The organism is Crocosphaera sp., from assembly GCF_030064895.1.
GTDB lineage: Bacteria > Cyanobacteriota > Cyanobacteriia > Cyanobacteriales > Microcystaceae > Crocosphaera.
Genome location: NZ_JASJEB010000077.1, coordinates 1 through 16,035 on the forward strand (window position 1 = coordinate 1; position 16,035 = coordinate 16,035).

At 38.7% G+C, this 16,035-nt stretch carries 19 protein-coding genes and 1 pseudogene; 11 read left to right on the forward strand and 9 right to left on the reverse strand.

The window, feature by feature from the left end; genetic code table 11:
- Window positions 1-309 precede the first annotated feature (309 nt).
- The 7 genes from rpmH to QNJ66_RS16285 all read left to right on the forward strand — a co-directional run bounded on the left by rpmH (window position 310) and on the right by QNJ66_RS16285 (window position 4,232).
- Complete coding sequence (gene rpmH, locus QNJ66_RS16255) at window positions 310-447, forward strand: 50S ribosomal protein L34 (RefSeq protein WP_007304785.1); 138 nt, start codon at window positions 310-312, stop codon at window positions 445-447.
- A gap of 46 nt (window positions 448-493) precedes the next feature.
- Complete coding sequence (gene rnpA, locus QNJ66_RS16260) at window positions 494-877, forward strand: ribonuclease P protein component (RefSeq protein ID WP_300508739.1); 384 nt, start codon at window positions 494-496, stop codon at window positions 875-877.
- Window positions 849-1,244 carry a PH domain-containing protein gene (locus QNJ66_RS16265; RefSeq protein WP_300508741.1) on the forward strand — a complete coding sequence of 132 codons (396 nt, stop codon included), beginning with the start codon at window positions 849-851 and terminating at the stop codon, window positions 1,242-1,244. Before rnpA ends, QNJ66_RS16265 begins: the two co-directional genes overlap by 29 nt.
- Window positions 1,245-1,353: 109 nt before the next feature.
- Window positions 1,354-2,490, forward strand: a complete 1,137-nt coding sequence (gene yidC, locus QNJ66_RS16270; protein ID WP_300508743.1) for a membrane protein insertase YidC — start codon at window positions 1,354-1,356, stop codon at window positions 2,488-2,490.
- Window positions 2,491-2,718: 228 nt separating this feature from the next.
- Window positions 2,719-3,216, forward strand: a complete 498-nt coding sequence (locus QNJ66_RS16275; protein WP_300508745.1) for a R3H domain-containing nucleic acid-binding protein — start codon at window positions 2,719-2,721, stop codon at window positions 3,214-3,216.
- A gap of 376 nt (window positions 3,217-3,592) precedes the next feature.
- Window positions 3,593-3,826, forward strand: a complete 234-nt coding sequence (locus QNJ66_RS16280) for a hypothetical protein (protein ID WP_300508747.1) — start codon at window positions 3,593-3,595, stop codon at window positions 3,824-3,826.
- Window positions 3,816-4,232: a PIN domain-containing protein gene (locus QNJ66_RS16285; protein ID WP_300508749.1), complete on the forward strand. Its 417-nt coding sequence runs from the start codon at window positions 3,816-3,818 to the stop codon at window positions 4,230-4,232. Before QNJ66_RS16280 ends, QNJ66_RS16285 begins: the two co-directional genes overlap by 11 nt.
- A gap of 26 nt (window positions 4,233-4,258) precedes the next feature.
- Here QNJ66_RS16285 and QNJ66_RS16290 read toward each other — a convergent pair whose 3' ends face one another.
- From QNJ66_RS16290 to QNJ66_RS16310, 5 genes and pseudogenes are all read right to left on the reverse strand, one after another.
- Window positions 4,259-4,561: a DUF2283 domain-containing protein gene (locus QNJ66_RS16290; RefSeq protein WP_300508751.1), complete on the reverse strand. Its 303-nt coding sequence runs from the start codon at window positions 4,559-4,561 to the stop codon at window positions 4,259-4,261.
- A 3-nt stretch (window positions 4,562-4,564) separates the two neighbouring features.
- Window positions 4,565-4,864, reverse strand: a complete 300-nt coding sequence (locus tag QNJ66_RS16295) for a hypothetical protein (RefSeq protein WP_300508791.1) — start codon at window positions 4,862-4,864, stop codon at window positions 4,565-4,567.
- Window positions 4,838-4,942, reverse strand: a pseudogene (locus QNJ66_RS16300) (hypothetical protein); the annotation flags it as partial. The gene QNJ66_RS16295 and the pseudogene QNJ66_RS16300, both read right to left, overlap by 27 nt.
- Before the next feature lie 382 nt (window positions 4,943-5,324).
- Entirely contained in the window at window positions 5,325-6,134 is an 810-nt protein-coding gene (locus tag QNJ66_RS16305) for a creatininase family protein (RefSeq protein WP_300508792.1), read from the reverse strand.
- A gap of 38 nt (window positions 6,135-6,172) precedes the next feature.
- On the reverse strand, window positions 6,173-6,781 hold the full coding sequence (locus tag QNJ66_RS16310) for a Uma2 family endonuclease (RefSeq protein WP_300508752.1): 609 nt from the start codon (window positions 6,779-6,781) through the stop codon (window positions 6,173-6,175).
- Window positions 6,782-7,064: 283 nt separating this feature from the next.
- Here QNJ66_RS16310 and QNJ66_RS16315 point away from each other — a divergent pair, with 283 nt between their 5' ends.
- The gene (locus tag QNJ66_RS16315; protein WP_300508794.1) at window positions 7,065-8,156 is read left to right on the forward strand and encodes an MraY family glycosyltransferase; all 1,092 of its coding nucleotides are present in this window, start codon (window positions 7,065-7,067) and stop codon (window positions 8,154-8,156) included.
- 61 nt (window positions 8,157-8,217) lie between these two features.
- Here the strand turns inward: QNJ66_RS16315 and QNJ66_RS16320 are convergent, their stop codons facing one another.
- On the reverse strand, window positions 8,218-8,853 hold the full coding sequence (locus QNJ66_RS16320; protein ID WP_300508796.1) for a HEAT repeat domain-containing protein: 636 nt from the start codon (window positions 8,851-8,853) through the stop codon (window positions 8,218-8,220).
- A gap of 17 nt (window positions 8,854-8,870) precedes the next feature.
- The gene (locus QNJ66_RS16325) at window positions 8,871-9,707 is read right to left on the reverse strand and encodes a HEAT repeat domain-containing protein (protein WP_300508754.1); all 837 of its coding nucleotides are present in this window, start codon (window positions 9,705-9,707) and stop codon (window positions 8,871-8,873) included.
- A gap of 115 nt (window positions 9,708-9,822) precedes the next feature.
- Between QNJ66_RS16325 and QNJ66_RS16330 the strand changes: the two genes are divergently transcribed.
- The gene (locus QNJ66_RS16330; RefSeq protein ID WP_300508798.1) at window positions 9,823-10,239 is read left to right on the forward strand and encodes an IS200/IS605 family accessory protein TnpB-related protein; all 417 of its coding nucleotides are present in this window, start codon (window positions 9,823-9,825) and stop codon (window positions 10,237-10,239) included.
- A gap of 46 nt (window positions 10,240-10,285) precedes the next feature.
- Here the strand turns inward: QNJ66_RS16330 and fba are convergent, their stop codons facing one another.
- Window positions 10,286-11,365: a class II fructose-bisphosphate aldolase gene (gene fba / locus QNJ66_RS16335; protein ID WP_300508755.1), complete on the reverse strand. Its 1,080-nt coding sequence runs from the start codon at window positions 11,363-11,365 to the stop codon at window positions 10,286-10,288.
- A 278-nt stretch (window positions 11,366-11,643) separates the two neighbouring features.
- Window positions 11,644-12,819, reverse strand: a complete 1,176-nt coding sequence (locus QNJ66_RS16340) for an RNA-guided endonuclease TnpB family protein (protein ID WP_300508757.1) — start codon at window positions 12,817-12,819, stop codon at window positions 11,644-11,646.
- 81 nt (window positions 12,820-12,900) lie between these two features.
- Here QNJ66_RS16340 and QNJ66_RS16345 point away from each other — a divergent pair, with 81 nt between their 5' ends.
- Both QNJ66_RS16345 and QNJ66_RS16350 read left to right on the forward strand, forming a co-directional pair.
- On the forward strand, window positions 12,901-13,941 hold the full coding sequence (locus tag QNJ66_RS16345) for a hypothetical protein (protein WP_300508759.1): 1,041 nt from the start codon (window positions 12,901-12,903) through the stop codon (window positions 13,939-13,941).
- A 334-nt stretch (window positions 13,942-14,275) separates the two neighbouring features.
- Complete coding sequence (locus QNJ66_RS16350) at window positions 14,276-15,967, forward strand: alpha/beta hydrolase (protein ID WP_300508761.1); 1,692 nt, start codon at window positions 14,276-14,278, stop codon at window positions 15,965-15,967.
- The last annotated feature ends 68 nt before the right edge of the window (window positions 15,968-16,035 follow it).

Here is a 16,035-nt window from a genome sequence, read left to right on the forward strand (position 1 = left end):
AAAGCTATAGCAGTCGCCAAAGCTATTAGGACATTTTTCTGTTCCCTGTTCCCTGTTCCCTGTTCCCTTAAAATATAATTTATGTGTCCTAACTAGCCTGTCTATTGCTATATAAACTAATTTCCCCCTCTGCTTCCTCTGCTTCCTCTGCCTCACTCAACTGAAGCTTTTCGAGCTTAACCGAGCCGTATTACTCCGTTTCCCCACACCCCCCACACTCTCCCCATACTCCCAATTAAAAAGTGTTATAATAAGAGACTGTGTATTTAAAGACTTAAACCGAAATAACCTTGTTGGAGGAAAAAAATTGTGACTCAGCGTACCTTAGGGGGAACAAATCGTAAACAGAAAAGAACATCAGGGTTTCGTGCCAGGATGAGAAAGAGTAATGGTCGTAAAGTCATTCAAGCAAGACGCAAAAAAGGAAGACATCGCTTATCCGTCTAGAAAATAGACCTTTCTCCACTATTTAGATTAGCCAGAATGGTCAACCGTGGGATTACCCAAAAAAAACCGCCTGAGACATCCCAAGGCATTTCAAACCGTTTATAACCGAGGAAAACGCTATCAGAGTCATCACTTGGTTATGCGGGTATTGTGGCAAGCTGACCAACAACCAACCACACCACCTACACAATTCGGCATTTCCATCAGTCAAAAGGTTAGTAAAAAAGCAGTAACTCGTAATCGTCTAAAACGACAAATTAAAGGAGTTATTCGTCTTTTTCTACCGATGATCATGCCAGGTTATCAGGTGGTGATCGTGGTCAAGCGTAACGCAACCGAGTGCAAATATGAACATTTTTTGCGAGAATTAGAACAGTTGTTAATTAAAGCCGAGATAATTTATGGGTATAAAAGAGAACACATTTTATGAAGGTGGCCCTCACGTTGGGGACTTAATCATCAATATATTACTAGGATTCACGGTGATTTGTTTACCCTTAACCGTGGGAGCGATCGTGCGCGCTATTTGGTTACGTTATCGTATCACCGATCGCCGTATTTCCATTACTGGGGGTTGGATGGGAAACGATCGCACCGATATTATTTACGGTGAAATCGTTAAAATTGCCAAAATTCCCCGTGGAATTGGATTATGGGGCGATCTCGTTGTCACCCTTCGGGATAAAAGTCGCTTAGAAATGCGTGCTGTTCCTCGTTTCCGAGAAATTTATGATTATATGGCCGAAAAAGTCGCCGACAAAACAGGTAAACCCGTTGAAGCGATTACGGCCCAATAACTTCTAAAATCAAGATCAGGACTGAGATAACCCTTATGTTACTCATTCCTCCTATTCAATAGATTACACAAAAGCTCACCCCATCAGGGAATTACTTGGATTAAGACGAATGGATTTTGGTATCGGATTTATTTCCACAAACATTATGCTGCCAATCCTAGATTTTTTCTACGGGATTGTGCCAAGCTACGGTTTTGCGATTATTGCCTTAACCCTAGTCATTCGCTTGGGTTTGTACCCCTTAAGTGCAGGCCAAATTCGCAATATGCGGAAAATGCGAATTACTCAACCTTTAATGAAAGAACGACAAGAAGAAATTCAACGTCGTTACAAAGATGATCCCACGAAACAGCAGGAAGAAATGGGAAAATTGATGCAGGAGTTTGGCAACCCCTTAGCCGGTTGTTTGCCCCTGGTGTTACAAATGCCCATTTTATTCGCTTTATTTGCCACTTTGAGAGGATCACCTTTCGCTAACATTAACTATACCGTTGATGTACAAATTTTGCCCTCAGAACAAATTGAGCGCATTGTCCCCCAACCTTATGCCACCAAACCCAGTAATATTTATGTTACCGATGGTGAGCATTATCCTATTTCTGCTTTATTGCCTGGGGGTAATACCCTAGGGGTTGGCGAAAAGACAACCGTTGAATTTCAAACCAACGAAGGACAATCCTTATCCAACTTAGTCCAACAAAACCTTGACAGTAATATTCAAGCTACTTATGAAATTACCAAAGGAGAAGAACGACTACAAGTTAATGAAGATGGAAGCATTGAAGCTTTAGCCCCAGGAGAAGCTACCATTCAAGCCACTCTACCAGGGATTGCTGCTAACACCGGTTTCCTCTTCATCAAAGCTTTAGGACAAGTTGGTGTCACCAGTGATGACGGTACTATCAACTGGGATATTTTAGGGATGATTCTTTTCTTTGGTGCGAGTATTTATATCAACCAAGAATTGTCCGGTTCTTCTGGTGGTGGGGCCCAACAACAACAGGCAGTTAATAAGATTACTCCCCTTATTTTTAGTGGAATGTTTCTCTTTTTCCCCTTACCTGCTGGGGTTTTGATGTACATCGTTGTAGCTAACGTTTTTCAAACCCTACAAACCCTGGTTTTAATGAGAGAACCCTTACCAGAAAACTTACAAAAGTTACTCGAAGAACAAGAAAAAGCAGAAAAAGGAAGACAAACCCTTCCCTTTGAAAAGCGTTCTAAGAAAAAAGAAAAACCCTCTTAAATTGTCAACAAAGCTAAAACGTATTGCTAAAATGCGTTTTAGCAGGAGACAAAATAATAGCCACTACCAATCAAGTCAAGACAGGATAGTTAACGAAGTCAGAAGTCAGAAGTCAGAAATCAGAAGTTGTTGAAAGAAACAGAGATTTATGCTCCGTTTCAAAAACTATACTCTTGAAAAGGCAGGGTTTTAGACCCAACTATTTTCGATAAAATATAGGTTCACGTTATGACAATGGAACAAGAACAACAAATAGGTAAAGAATGGTTAGAAACCCTCTTAGAATTAATGGGTTTCTCGTCTAGTGTTAAGGTTGAGTATCGAGAAAACGAACTAGAAAAAATCACCGAATGTTGGTTAATCATCGATGAAACTCAATTACCCCTTGAAAAAATTACTATGCTATTAGGGGAAAAAGGAGAAGGTATTGACGCAATCCAATATTTAGCCAATAGCTTAATTAATCTCAAAACTGATAATACTGAGCAACAAGGGTTTACTGTAGAACTCAATGGCTATCGTTTACAACGTCTTCAACAGTTAAAAAGCCTTACCGAAGACATTGCTCAAAAGGTTCGTCAAACCCGGCAAGAAATAGAAATGACGGCACTTTCTTCGGCCGAACGTCGTCAAATTCATTCCTTTTTCAAGGATGTTCAAGACATTGCTACCGAAAGTCGGGGACAAGAACCAAATCGTCGTTTAGTTGTTAAACCAAGATATTAATTATTCATTCTTGGGGAAATACAAGAAATACTGTAGGGGCATAATACTATTATGCCCAGATGTTGTTATTTATTCTTCACTATTTGTATTGTGGGTTTAACGGTAGGGTGTTTAAGGTTAAGGTGGGTTTAATGGTATTAAACCCCTACAATATATCGGTTCTGTGAATAGGCGATCGCTTCTTGCTTTTCTTTGAAAACTGTGTTATTTTAAAAACAGAAAGTTATTATAGGAAAATAGTGCATCTACAAAAGTGTTTTCCTGAGATGTGAATGACGGGAAATAATTCATGGGGAAAAATTAAACTCCGTAGGGGCATAATACTATTATGCCCAGGTGTTATTATTTATAGTAAAAATAACTTCATTCAAAACTTATGCTTAATTCGATTGACGCATTATTTGACGGCAAAGTATTTCATCCGGAGCAACCAGTTACCTTAAAAGCTAACACCCGTGTTCGGATTATTATTGACAATAAATCTGATGGAAATGATGAAAATTGCTCCTTTTTAGAAACAGCAGAATCCTTACAATTAGACGGTCCGGCTGATTGGTCTGCTAATATAGATAAATACTTATATAGTGAAGAAAAAGAGCATGAATCCTGAGAAATTTCTCGATACAAGTTATGCTATTGCCTTATCTTCACCTACGGATGATTATCATAAAAAAGCAGTTGTTATTGCCCAAAAATTAAAAGCATCGAAAACTCTTTTAATTACAACCAGAGCCATTATTTTAGAGATTGGCAATGCTTTATCTAAGCAAAAATACCGATCCAAATCAATTAAACTATTATCCTCATTAGAAAACGACAAAATGGTGATAATCATTCCATTGTCAGAAACACTCTATGAAAGAGCTTTTCAATTATATTGTCAACGAAAAGATAAAAATTGGGGAATTGTTGACTGTATTTCCTTTATTGTCATGGAAGATCGTAAAATAACAGAAGCATTAACAACTGATATTCATTTTCAGCAAGCTGGTTTTCAAGCTTTATTGAGAGACTGATTAATTATATAGACAGATTGAAAGAATTACCTTTTGATGGTTTTATAGCAGTCGCCAAAGCTATTAGGACATTTTTCTGTTCCCTGTTCCCTGTTCCCTGTTCCCTTAAAATATAATTTATGTGTCCTAACTAGCCTGTCTATTGCTATATATTCAATATTTGGAATATCAACCCTGTTCTTTGCCTGTTGAATAGTCAAGCTACACATTTGTCCATTTTCATCTAAATCAATTAAAGTATTTTCGTCTAAATCCCTTGTTTCTATAGGAGAGTTTTTAGAGAAGATAATATACACTGTGTCCGTATCTTCAAAATATTGAATTTTCATGGTTTATAATTGATTTTTCCAAACTCTAATATCTGTATCCGCACTTCCACTAACAATAGTTCCATCTTTACTGATAGCCACACTATTAACCCAGTCAGAATGACCTTCAAGAGTGCGCAATAATTGTCCTGTTTCTATATTCCACACTTTGATAGTATTGTCTAAACTCCCACTAACAATCCTTTGATCATCAGAACTGATAGCCACACTTGTAACGTAGGAAGAATGACCTTTAAGGGTGTGTAATAATTCTCCTGTTTCTGAATTCCAAACCTTGATAGTCTTATCAGTAGGCTCATCCATACGATAAACATTTTCTTTATCATAACTCCCACTAACAATAGTTTGACCATCCTTGCTGATAGCCACACTCCTAACGTAGTCAGAATGACCTTAACTAATAAACTTTCTACCCATAACCAAATCAAGCCAAACCTAAATCTTTACCATCCATTGTAGGTATTTTTCCCCTAAAATTCAGCTATGTCAATATTTCCAGATATTTACCAAAAATGACCCAAAATCTTAAGTTTTTCTTTAGGTGTATGCCTTATTGGTGTACAAAATGCGGTGGGGTATACTGGCAAAAAAAATACCAAAAATGTGTTATTATAAAAATTGAAGATACTATAGAGATAGTGTATATAAAAACGTATTATTAATAAATTAGTATTACAGTTATAGAAAGTTATATATTTACCCTACTTAATTTTAAAGAAGCGATCGCAAAATACAACACATATAAAAGTAATCATATTAATTGTCATTCCGAGGAACAAGGTTGCTTAAAGCAATAAACATCCTTAATCACTTGAACCCAACCATCAGAAACAGAAGCCAAGAGGCGATCGCCTTTCTCTTTGGTCGCTACGGTAGCATCACCCATGACCCCACTTTTGGTTAACTCTTTGGTCAACCAAGCAAAAGGTAATTTTCCTTCCATACTGACTAAACCATCCTCTGGCAACCCTTGGGGATATTCCTTAACAGCTTGGGACATTTTCACCTGATCGGGCAATAAAGCAAGAATAATACTGGTTTCTGCATCCCCTGCATGGATACCATATTCTAACTCTTGAGGGGTTAATAATTCCTTGGCAATATTAGGAACACGCCAAGTAAAAAAAGGAAACAGGGAAAAATCCTGGTATTTTTGATGAATATCCCGGGCAACAATTTCCATAATTTGCGGTTGTCCACCGTGGGAGTTCATTAAAATCAGTTTACGAAACCCCGAACGATAGACACTTTCAGCCACTTGGCTAATGACAGATATTAAAGTGCTTGCACTCAGTGTAATGGTTCCAGGAAAGCCCCAATGCTCATTAGATTTGCCATAATAAAGACAAGGTAAAGCATAACAAGGAATCTCTGACGGTAACTTTTCCAAAGCCTTACCCAACACCCCCAAACTGATAGCAGCATCCACTGCGATCGGTAAATGGGGTCCGTGTTGTTCGATCGCCCCGATAGGTTGCACAATAACCACATTTTCCTTATCCTCCATTGAGTCAATATCAGTCCAGGAGAGATAAGGAAAAAAACGGTGAGGAGGAATAAAACTGTGCATGATAGTTGTTGGAATGGTGTAACACAATTGCAATGCGATCGCTAAGTCCAAATGCGTTTCAAAGTAAGGGTAAATCCAGGTAAAACTGCTTCACCAGATAACTTGCTTGGATGTTTTAAAATCCCAACCCCTTGGCCTGCACGATAAATTTCCACCCGCTTATTCTGAGGGTCAATCAACCATCCTAGTTGTGCGCCATTATCCATATATTCCTGCATTTTCTCACGGAGTTTTTTAAGGCTATCCGTTTCTGAACGTAATTCCACGACAAAATCAGGACAAAGAGGTGCAAACCCTTTTCTCTGCTCAGATGTCAGAGCCAGCCATCGCTCCTTGCGTACCCAAGAAGCATCTGGTGAGCGATTAGCCCCATTTGGCAACTCAAATCCCGTTGATGAGTCAAAGGCTTCACCGAGGTTATCGTTTGATTCAAACCAATTATTAAGTTGACCACTGATACTCAGATTTCGCTTACCTGATTCACTGCCAGTTGGCGGATTCACAATTAATTGTCCATTTGCTGTTCGTTCAAGTCTAAGGTCTCGATTGGTAGCAGCCAAAGCAGCAAACTGCTCTGAATTCACCGTTAGAGCCATCTCATCAGGAAGTTGGAGTAAGAGTGGTTTGGTTTTAGAAGGAGCTTGTACCATCAGAACTCACCTTATGCTGCTGAATCGCACTTCTATTTTAAGACAAAATGCTTAGTGGAGGACTAAAATTAGTGTAACGGGGGTCTTCACCTCGGCATTAAAGATAACAATAACTCGTCAGCAATTCACGTATTTTCAACCGTAATGGACTGGAATAACTAAGCCTTGCAATAGTTGATGTCCAAGAATTTGAGCTTGATAATGCGATGTACTTGAATGATATTGATGATGATAACATAATATCGTTACACACCATGAAAAGAGACAAACCAAACCCATGTCAATGCCAACAGAACTATATCATCTCGTTGCTTTTATCATCGCGCTGGTGGTGGTTTGGTGGAGTACCCCCATCATTAACGAGTTTGGGCGAAGAAAAGGTCTTGTCGATAATCCCAAAAACGATGCCAATAACCGTAAAATGCACCAACGGCCAATGGTTCGTTTGGGAGGGGTTTCTATTTTTGCAGGAACCGTTATTGCTTTACTATTAGTTTGGATTTTCGGCGGTTTTGGTTGGTTGCCCCCCAATAAAGAATGGGAAATATGGGGCGTTACCATGGGCGGTGTGGCCTTTTTCCTCATTGGCCTAGCGGATGATCTCTACGATCTAAGTCCCATGACTCGCCTACTGTTACAAACCGTCGTTGCTAGTGCAGCTTGGGGGGTAGGAGTTCGCATCGACTTTTTATCGGTTCCCTTTGCTAGTTTGATTCAGATCGGTGTATTTAGTCTTCCCATTACGGTTATTTGGCTGGTAGGCATGGCTAATGCTATTAATTGGATCGATGGTTTAGATGGGTTGGCTGCCGGCGGATGTGGCATTTCTGCGGTGGTGATGATGATATTGGCTTTGTTTATGGAACAACCTGCCGCGGCTTTGATTGCAGCAGCTTTGGCCGGAGCAGCTTTAGGGTTCCTACGCTACAATTTTAATCCCGCGCAAATTTTTATGGGGGATGGTGGGGCTTATTTTATGGGGTTTACCCTGGCAGGAGTTGGGGTGATCGGTTTGGTGAAAGTAGCAACAGTGGCCACGGTAGCAGTAACGGCTGTTTTATTACCGTTCGTGGTCTTAGCTGTTCCTATTTTAGATATGTCTATGGTGATTATTTCCCGTATTAGTCAAGGAAAATCTCCTTTTATTGCTGATAAACGACATCTACATCACCGTTTAATTCAGGCTGGTATATCTCATCGTCTCACTGTACTGTTCATTTATGCTTTAACTTTATGGGTGGGTAGCATTGCTTTAGGATTGTCTAACATTCCCAGTGGTTGGGGATTTGCGATCGCTGCTACAGTCTTATTAGGTTACGTTGGTTGGCAAGCTTGGCGTAAACGTCGAGAAGTTCGTGATCTCCACGATAATTAGGACAAGTTTCACCGGTTCCCCGATGGTCAACCAAGCCAAAATATTTACCTCTAATCTTCAGTCAAACTAGATGAGTCAAAGCGAGTTTAGCTCGGATGCAAACAGCTAATTCTAATTCATTTTTAATGAAAGACTGTAACTTCTCAATAATTTGATTAGAATAATTAGCCTCAGTTGCTTGTAATGACAATGCTAAATTTTCCAAACCGACAACTGCTGCGTAACGAACCACCCATTCGGGATCTTCTAACACTTTTATTAGGGTATTCAGGGTTTTTATTTGGGCTGTTGCTACTTCTTTATCTGGTAAATGTGACCAGGAAATTTTTCCTAGTCCTCTTGCTGCTGCGCGACGAACACTTAGGGAAAAATCACTCATAGCTGTAGATAACAATAAATCCAAAGCAAGGGGGTTTCCAATGCCCGCTAAAGCACGAGTTGCCCAAGCTCTTGCGCCATAATTATAACCATCAATTTGCGCTAAAAGTGACGGGACAGCTACATCTCCAAGATTGATTAATCCATCCACAGCAGCAACAGCAGCACCTGGATTATTGTATCCCAGAACTTCAATTAAAGTGGGAATTGCCTCTTGATTATTTGCTTCCACCAAGGACTCAACAGCGTTTAATAGAGAGTCGGCAGAATCTGCTGTAGCAACATTTTGAATTAGAGATTTAACGTCTTCGTTTTGCATCATTAAACTCACTGTATTTATAAAAGACCATCCATTAATTTCATGAGTTGGATAGACTGATCAGACAAAGGTTCCATAAGTTGATTATTCAATTGATACTCTAATATTTCTTTAATTGCAATTAATTTAAGACTATTTTCTGCCAAAGTTTCAGCAATGGGTTTTGCTGCTGCATAATAGCCAATTTTTCCTAAATCTATCAGTGCCGATCGCCGTAACTGTAGACTATCATTCTGCAACTCCTGGATAAGTACATTGGCATAAGTTGAATCGTTGGTCAGTTGATACATAGCCCTAGCAGCAGCGTATTTTACTTTTGCTACAGAATAGTTGAGAAAAGGCTCAATTAAAGGGATAGCTTCCGATGCACCTAAACTCCCTAAAGCTTCTATAATCGCTTCATAAGGTTGGCTCAAATGGGGTTTTCCTGGTACTTGTATCGCTGCTTCAATTCCTCCATTTAACAATTTAATTAATTGAGGAATACAAGTTTTATCCCCTAACATTTCTAAAGCTTGTGCTGCTGTTTCTCGCACATAGAAATCTGAGCATTCCAAACAGTTAATCAGTGGAGATAATGCTCGCAGATCACCCAATTTGCCTAAAGCGCGGGCAGCATTCCGTTTCAGAGGATAACTGCCATCAGCAGAACGAGCATCCTCATCCTCTAAAGCATTTAGCAAAGCATCAATCACTAATGGTTCTCTAACTCGAAACCTGCCTAACCACCAAGCAGCATAGTAGCGGTCACTTAAGTCCTCTTTTTGTTGTAAATTAGCAATAGCTTGCTCTACTGTCAGTGAAGGTGTCTCTGTCGTTTCAGATAAAGTAAATTCAGAGGTGATATTGTCCATGCTGCTTGGCGATTTAATTGTTTGAGAAAGCAATCCCTAGTTCAGAATAAGCAATTAGGTATCATTTTGTCCTTATTTTTGAACTGTAAATTTATAAAACTTATCATTTTTTATTATCGAAAACTTAGCAGGATGGAAAGCTAAGGCAGGAAAGAAAGGCACTTTAATGAGACAAAAGTTTCATTTATGGTGTCATGGAAAAATAGTAGAGATTTTAAATAACCGATGGACAGAATTAGGGGGAGATGTGCAAACAGTCAACCCTAAATATACCAGTGCTTATGCTTTTGATGGTAGTGGGAAAGTTAAACGTAGTAAAAAGAATTATTCTTTGTGTACTTTTCCGTCTGGCAAACAATATAATGCCGATCTTTGCGCTTCATATAATATTGGGGCAAGGTATTGGTATTCTGTCTTAATTGGTGATAAGTATTTCTCTAAGGTATTTGTTAGCCAAAGTTCTACAAATACACTGAGAACACCAGTAACCTTGGGGACACTTAGAAGTCTAAAAGCTTCTAGGTGCAAGTGAATCCCCAACTATAATCTGTGATTTAGTTGGGGTGTGTTCAATCTAATTAAACAGCAACAGTTTTCTTGGTTCCGGCGTTTAATTCGCCTTGAGCATACTTAGCAGCATAAGCATCAAGACTTTCTTGCTTGATCTTACTAGCATTTCCAGCAGTCCAGAATTGCTGATAACGATCAGAACAAACTTGTTTCATGTACTTCATAGAAGGTTTCATGAAGTGGCGAGGGTCAAAGTTAGCAGGATCTTTAACCGCAGCTTCACGAATAGCAGCAGTGATGGCTAAACGGTTGTCGGTATCGATATTAACTTTACGAACGCCACTCTTAATACCTTTTTGAATTTCTTCAACAGGTACACCATAGGTTTCAGGAATTTGACCACCGTATTCGTTGATCATATCTAACCATTCTTGGGGTACGGAAGAAGAACCGTGCATTACCAAGTGGGTGTTAGGGAGACGGCTATGAATTTCTTCAATACGACTAATAGCGAGAATTTCACCAGTAGGTTTGCGGGTGAATTTATAAGCACCGTGACTGGTACCAATAGCGATGGCTAAAGCGTCAACTTGAGTGCGTTCTACAAATTCTACTGCTTCATCGGGATCGGTGAGAAGTTGGTCTTTGCTGAGGGTTCCTTCAAACCCGTGGCCGTCTTCTTTGTCTCCTTTTCCGGTTTCCAAAGAACCTAAACAACCTAATTCACCTTCTACACTAGCACCCACAGCGTGAGCTACTTTAACGACTTCAGCAGTAACGTTAACGTTGTATTCAAAGCTGGCAGGGGTCTTTGCATCTTCTTCTAAAGAACCATCCATCATCACACTTGTGAAACCGTTACGGATAGCACTGTAGCAAGTTGCAGGACTGTTACCATGATCTTGGTGCATGGCAATGGGAATATGAGGATAACTTTCTACTGCACCTAAGATTAAGTGACGTAAGAAGTTCTCGCCAGCATATTTCCGCGCACCACGGGAAGCTTGTAAAATTACGGGACTATCTGTTTCATCTGCTGCCTGCATAATCGCTAGGATTTGCTCCAGATTATTAACGTTAAATGCAGGAATACCATAACCATTCTCGGCTGCGTGGTCTAAGAGCAGTCGCATAGGTACAAGTGCCATGAGTGTCCTCCTAGTCTATTTCTTTATGTTTTTTGAGCTAGTTGTTAAGAAAAATATTTCTCTTATTCGTTAATCTTAAGATAGATTTTACTATTTGACTAATCCTTTTTTATTTTTTTTGAAAGCATACTTTGGTATATTTGTCAACCCTCTTGTGTTTCAGCCCTTGCTATACTTTCTAGTGAGGTTAGTGAGCATCCTGCTCACACTCCCAGTCTCCTTAGACTCTGATTTGACATCCTCACCGCACTTTTTTTTAGCACGGTGATTCCTAAACCTCACGATTTAGGTTTCTGCTTCAATGCAGTTGCCTTCCGAGATTTACTCTCTTCCGGTCTTACACTCGCTCCACAGACTGAAACCGCAAGCCCTGCGGCCAAAATATTTTGAGATGCGTTAATATCACGGTCATGGTTAGTGCCACATTCAGGGCATTCCCATTCCCTGATATTTAACGGCAGTTTATCTACAATGTGACCACAATTGCCACAGCGTTTACTATTAGGAAAATAGTGGTCAATTTTGACTAATTTCTTTCCATACCATTCACATTTATATTCTAGCTGGCGATTAAATTCCGCCCAACTAGCGTCACTAATTGACCTAGCTAACTTATGGTTCTTGACCATATTCCTAATAGCTAAATCTTCTATAGCAATTAAGTCGTTGTCTCGCACAAGCTTAGTGGTTAATTTGTGAAGAAAGTCGGTATGAGCATCTTTAATTTGAGCGTGTACTTTAGCTACTTCTAGAAAAGCTTTATATCCGTTATTTGAGCCTTTGGTTTTCCGACTCAATGCCTTCTGCTTTCTTTTTAGCTTTTTGTACAAGAAGTTAAATTGTTTAGGATTGGCTACTTTTTCCCCGTTGCTAGTGGTTATTAGGCTAGTAATTCCTACATCAATACCTATCTTTTTACCTGTTTTTGGTAATGGTTTGATGCTTGAATCTTTAACTAAAATTGAGACAAACCAACGTCCCGAAGGCTCTAATTTAATTGTTACTGTAGATGGGTAACAATCTTGAGGTAAAAATCGACTCCAAACAATATTCAATGGTTGTTTACACTTAGCTAAAAATAGCCGACCATCTCTCCATTTAAAAGCAGACTTTGTAAATTCTGCACTGCCTCCATTCCGTTTTTTCTTAAAGTTAGGGTATTTAGCCCTTTTAGCCCAAAAGTTAGTAAAAGCTGTCTGAAGGTTTCTTAAACACTGTTGTAATGGAACACAACTAACTTCATTTAGAAAATCTAAATCTTCTTGCTTTTTCCATTCGGTTAACAAGCTTGATGTTTGAGTGTAACCTATCCTCTGTTGTCCTTCATACCAGCCTTCTGTGCGTACTGCTAAAGCTTTGTTATAAACTAAGCGAACACAGCCCATTGTCCGTCGCAAGAGATTTTCTTGCTCGGTGGTTGGGTAAAATCTGAACCGATAGGCTTGTTCTGTCATGGCTCACATTTTAACACATAGTTTCTGAGTATGCTAGAGTAGAATAGTTGAGCCGCCCTGTTAGGTCAGTTAATAACGTTTATGGTTGCCGTCCCTCCATCTCCCGATGATATTCGTAACGCCTTGGAAACTCCTGTTGATTTTAATTTTGAACTACCTGATCCCGAAGATGAAGAGATCGAAGAGTTTGACTTTCAGGAAAAATTAGATACGGTTTGGAAAATCTGCGATCGCTTTGATCTACAAACGGATATTTGGCGCGGTAGAATCTTACGAGCGATTCGCGATCGCGAAAAAAAGGGCGGAGAAGGACGGGGAACTGGGTTCTTAAATTGGTTGAAAAAACGAGAAATTACTAAAAGTCAGGCTTATGCTTTGATTCAGTTAGCCAATAGTGCTGATACATTACTGGCAGAGGGAGTATTAGATCCGGATACTATTAATAATTTTAGTAAACGGGCTTTTGTAGAAACAGCAAAATCTGATCCCGAAGTACAAAAATTGGTTAGCGAAGCAGCACAGAAAGGGGATAGAATAACCCGCAGAGAGGTTAAACAGCTATCAGATGAATGGACAGCAATGAGTTCTGATTTATTGCCCTCAGAGGTTAAGGAAAAGGCAGAAGAGGGGACATTACCACCCCGTCATTTAGCTCCTTTGGTTCGCGAAATGGAAAAATTGCCAGATTTACACTTAGAAACCATCCAAAAAGAAGTGGCCGAAAACCCCGATGTAGACACGGTAAAACTATTAACTACCGATGCTAAAAATTTAGCCAAATATCTCGATGCAGCAGCACAAGTTCAAACCTTAAAAAAGACTCCTTTGGACTTAGAAATGGCTTTAGATGAAGCGGTAAGATTAGAATGTTTAAATACGGCGGCTGACTTAGTAAAACAAGCGTCTCAAATAGAACAAATAGTGGGAAAATTATACACAACTTGGAAACGGTTGGGCAGTTTATCAGATAGATTGTATGTGGATACTGGAGCAAGTAATCCTCATTTGCGATCGATGTTAACTTCTTTAGAATCTTTAAGTGGAGAAGTGATTGAAGTGCAACTGGATGAAGCAGGCGAAAAAACCGTTAGACTAAGAATGATGACAGATTCTATGGATTAGTTTCAGGAATTTATAAATCATTTTCTGTTAATTGAGCAATTTTCATGATTGACTTTAATGTTCCCATTTTTAAGTCTTGATTGCGATGAATCTGAATATACCAAGGAACCTGACCGAATCACTGTTCCACTGGTGAGGTCAGTCTCCCAGTCAAAAACAACGGTATCAACCAAAGGAGTTCCCCCAGGAGAGTCGAGGGTGAGAGATAAAAAGATAGGATAACCCTTTATAGTAAAATTAAGAAGGTCTTATGGAGTTTCTCGGACTCATGAGATAGACTTTTTTCAAATATGTCTGACTGAATTTATTATTGTTGCTGTTTAGAAGAATATTTATGACATCTTTTTCTTTAAATTCTCTGTTTCGTCCCCTTGCTTCTGCTGTCTTGGGAACTATTACATCTCTAACCTTAAGTTTACCAACTTATGCGGCACAGAAAGTCTATTTTGTTTTTGATTCCATCGGTGTATCTATTCCAGTAAGTGACTTAGAAACCTATGCTGAAACTGGAGAATTAAGTCAACAACTAGATCGATATTTTGGTTTAGCAGGGGCAAGTGAAGAAGATAGAAATGCTTTTCGTGAAGCGTTATCAACTCCGGCACCAATTGAAGATCCAGTGAGATTTTCTCGTCTTCTTAATACTGATGAGGGAGAACGTATTTTAAACTATTTTGGTAAGGTTATTAATATTCAAGGAGGAAGAAATGGTAAATTTCTCATTCGAGGTGCATTAGTTCAAGCTGCACTTGATGATGAAGGATTAACCCTAATTAACTTCTTAAATAAACTATCTACTAATGTACAAATTGATCTGAAAAAAGCGATTCGTTTAGCAAGACAAGTAGAACTTGTTGTTGATGGGACTTATTTATTTATAGACAAAGTAACAGAATTGGCAGCTAAAGAAACAGAAAAAACAAAAAATATAGACTTTTCTCAATTAACTGATCCACGAAAAAGAGGGAATTTGAAAGTTAAAAAACAAACTTGGAATCTAACTGATGAAGAACGGGAACGTGATTTTTATGTTGATGTTTATCAACCGCAAACTTTAGGAGATCAACCTGTTCCTGTTATTATTATTTCTCACGGTTTGAGTTCTCGTCCTGAAGACTTTAAAAAATGGGCTAGACATTTAGCTTCTTATGGTTATGTTGTCGCTTTACCTCAACATCCAGGTAGCGATGTAAAACAAACAGAAGACTTTTTAGAAGGATATTCTCGACAAATTTTTATTCGAGATGAATTTATCGATCGCCCCTTAGATATTAGTTATACTATCGATGAATTAGAAAGACGAAATAATAGCTTATTTTCAGGAAAACTTGACTTAAATAATGTTGGAGTTGCTGGTCATTCCTTTGGGGGTTATACCATGTTTGCTATTGCTGGTGCAACCCCCGACTTTAAAGCACTTGAACAAGATTGTAACCTAGATATTGGTGATTTGAATACAGCATTATTACTGCAATGTCGTGCTTTAAAATTAGAACAAAAAGAATATAATTTTAAAGATGAAAGGGTTAAAGCTGTGTTTGTTGTTAATCCTGTTAACTCAGGAATTTTTAGCACTAAATCTCTGGCACAAATTGATATTCCAGCCTTTATTGGTGCTGGAAGTTATGATCCGGCAACCCCTTTTATTTTTGAACAAGTTACCTCTTATCCTCGTTTAAAAGTTCCTCAAAAATATCTTCAATTACAAGAAGGACAAGCTCATGTTGACTTTTCTCAACTGGATGCAGGAATTAGTGATATGTTAGAAACAACCATTGATTTAACCCTTCCTAGTCCTCAGTTATTAGATGGCTATACCAATTCTATGATGTTATCCTTTTTTGAGGTTTATATTAGAAATAATCCACAATATAAATCATTTTTAACCTCAAGTTATGCACAATATTTAAGTCAAGATCAAAACTTTAAAACTCATTTGATTACGGAAAAGTCTTCTGATGAGTTAAATCAAGCTATTGAGGATTTTATCAGGGATAATAACATAGTCGTTCCTACAGAAAGATAAGATAATGTCAGTATTAAGTCTCCACAAAGGTATATTTATAGAGACTTGATACTAAGCTGTTAAGCATC

What these genes read in the sequence shown, in the direction of transcription:
- QNJ66_RS16315 (WP_300508794.1), top strand. Translation starts at nt 7,065, where the DNA reads ATGCCAACAGAACTATATCATCTCGTTGCTTTTATCATCGCGCTGGTG.
- QNJ66_RS16320 (WP_300508796.1), bottom strand. Translation starts at nt 8,853, where the DNA reads ATGCAAAACGAAGACGTTAAATCTCTAATTCAAAATGTTGCTACAGCA.
- QNJ66_RS16350 (WP_300508761.1), top strand. Translation starts at nt 14,276, where the DNA reads ATGACATCTTTTTCTTTAAATTCTCTGTTTCGTCCCCTTGCTTCTGCT.
- fba (WP_300508755.1), bottom strand. Translation starts at nt 11,365, where the DNA reads ATGGCACTTGTACCTATGCGACTGCTCTTAGACCACGCAGCCGAGAAT.
- QNJ66_RS16340 (WP_300508757.1), bottom strand. Translation starts at nt 12,819, where the DNA reads ATGACAGAACAAGCCTATCGGTTCAGATTTTACCCAACCACCGAGCAA.
- QNJ66_RS16265 (WP_300508741.1), top strand. Translation starts at nt 849, where the DNA reads ATGGGTATAAAAGAGAACACATTTTATGAAGGTGGCCCTCACGTTGGG.
- QNJ66_RS16280 (WP_300508747.1), top strand. Translation starts at nt 3,593, where the DNA reads ATGCTTAATTCGATTGACGCATTATTTGACGGCAAAGTATTTCATCCG.
- QNJ66_RS16275 (WP_300508745.1), top strand. Translation starts at nt 2,719, where the DNA reads ATGACAATGGAACAAGAACAACAAATAGGTAAAGAATGGTTAGAAACC.
- QNJ66_RS16310 (WP_300508752.1), bottom strand. Translation starts at nt 6,781, where the DNA reads ATGGTACAAGCTCCTTCTAAAACCAAACCACTCTTACTCCAACTTCCT.
- QNJ66_RS16345 (WP_300508759.1), top strand. Translation starts at nt 12,901, where the DNA reads ATGGTTGCCGTCCCTCCATCTCCCGATGATATTCGTAACGCCTTGGAA.
- QNJ66_RS16290 (WP_300508751.1), bottom strand. Translation starts at nt 4,561, where the DNA reads ATGAAAATTCAATATTTTGAAGATACGGACACAGTGTATATTATCTTC.
- QNJ66_RS16285 (WP_300508749.1), top strand. Translation starts at nt 3,816, where the DNA reads ATGAATCCTGAGAAATTTCTCGATACAAGTTATGCTATTGCCTTATCT.
- yidC (WP_300508743.1), top strand. Translation starts at nt 1,354, where the DNA reads ATGGATTTTGGTATCGGATTTATTTCCACAAACATTATGCTGCCAATC.
- QNJ66_RS16295 (WP_300508791.1), bottom strand. Translation starts at nt 4,864, where the DNA reads ATGGATGAGCCTACTGATAAGACTATCAAGGTTTGGAATTCAGAAACA.
- QNJ66_RS16325 (WP_300508754.1), bottom strand. Translation starts at nt 9,707, where the DNA reads ATGGACAATATCACCTCTGAATTTACTTTATCTGAAACGACAGAGACA.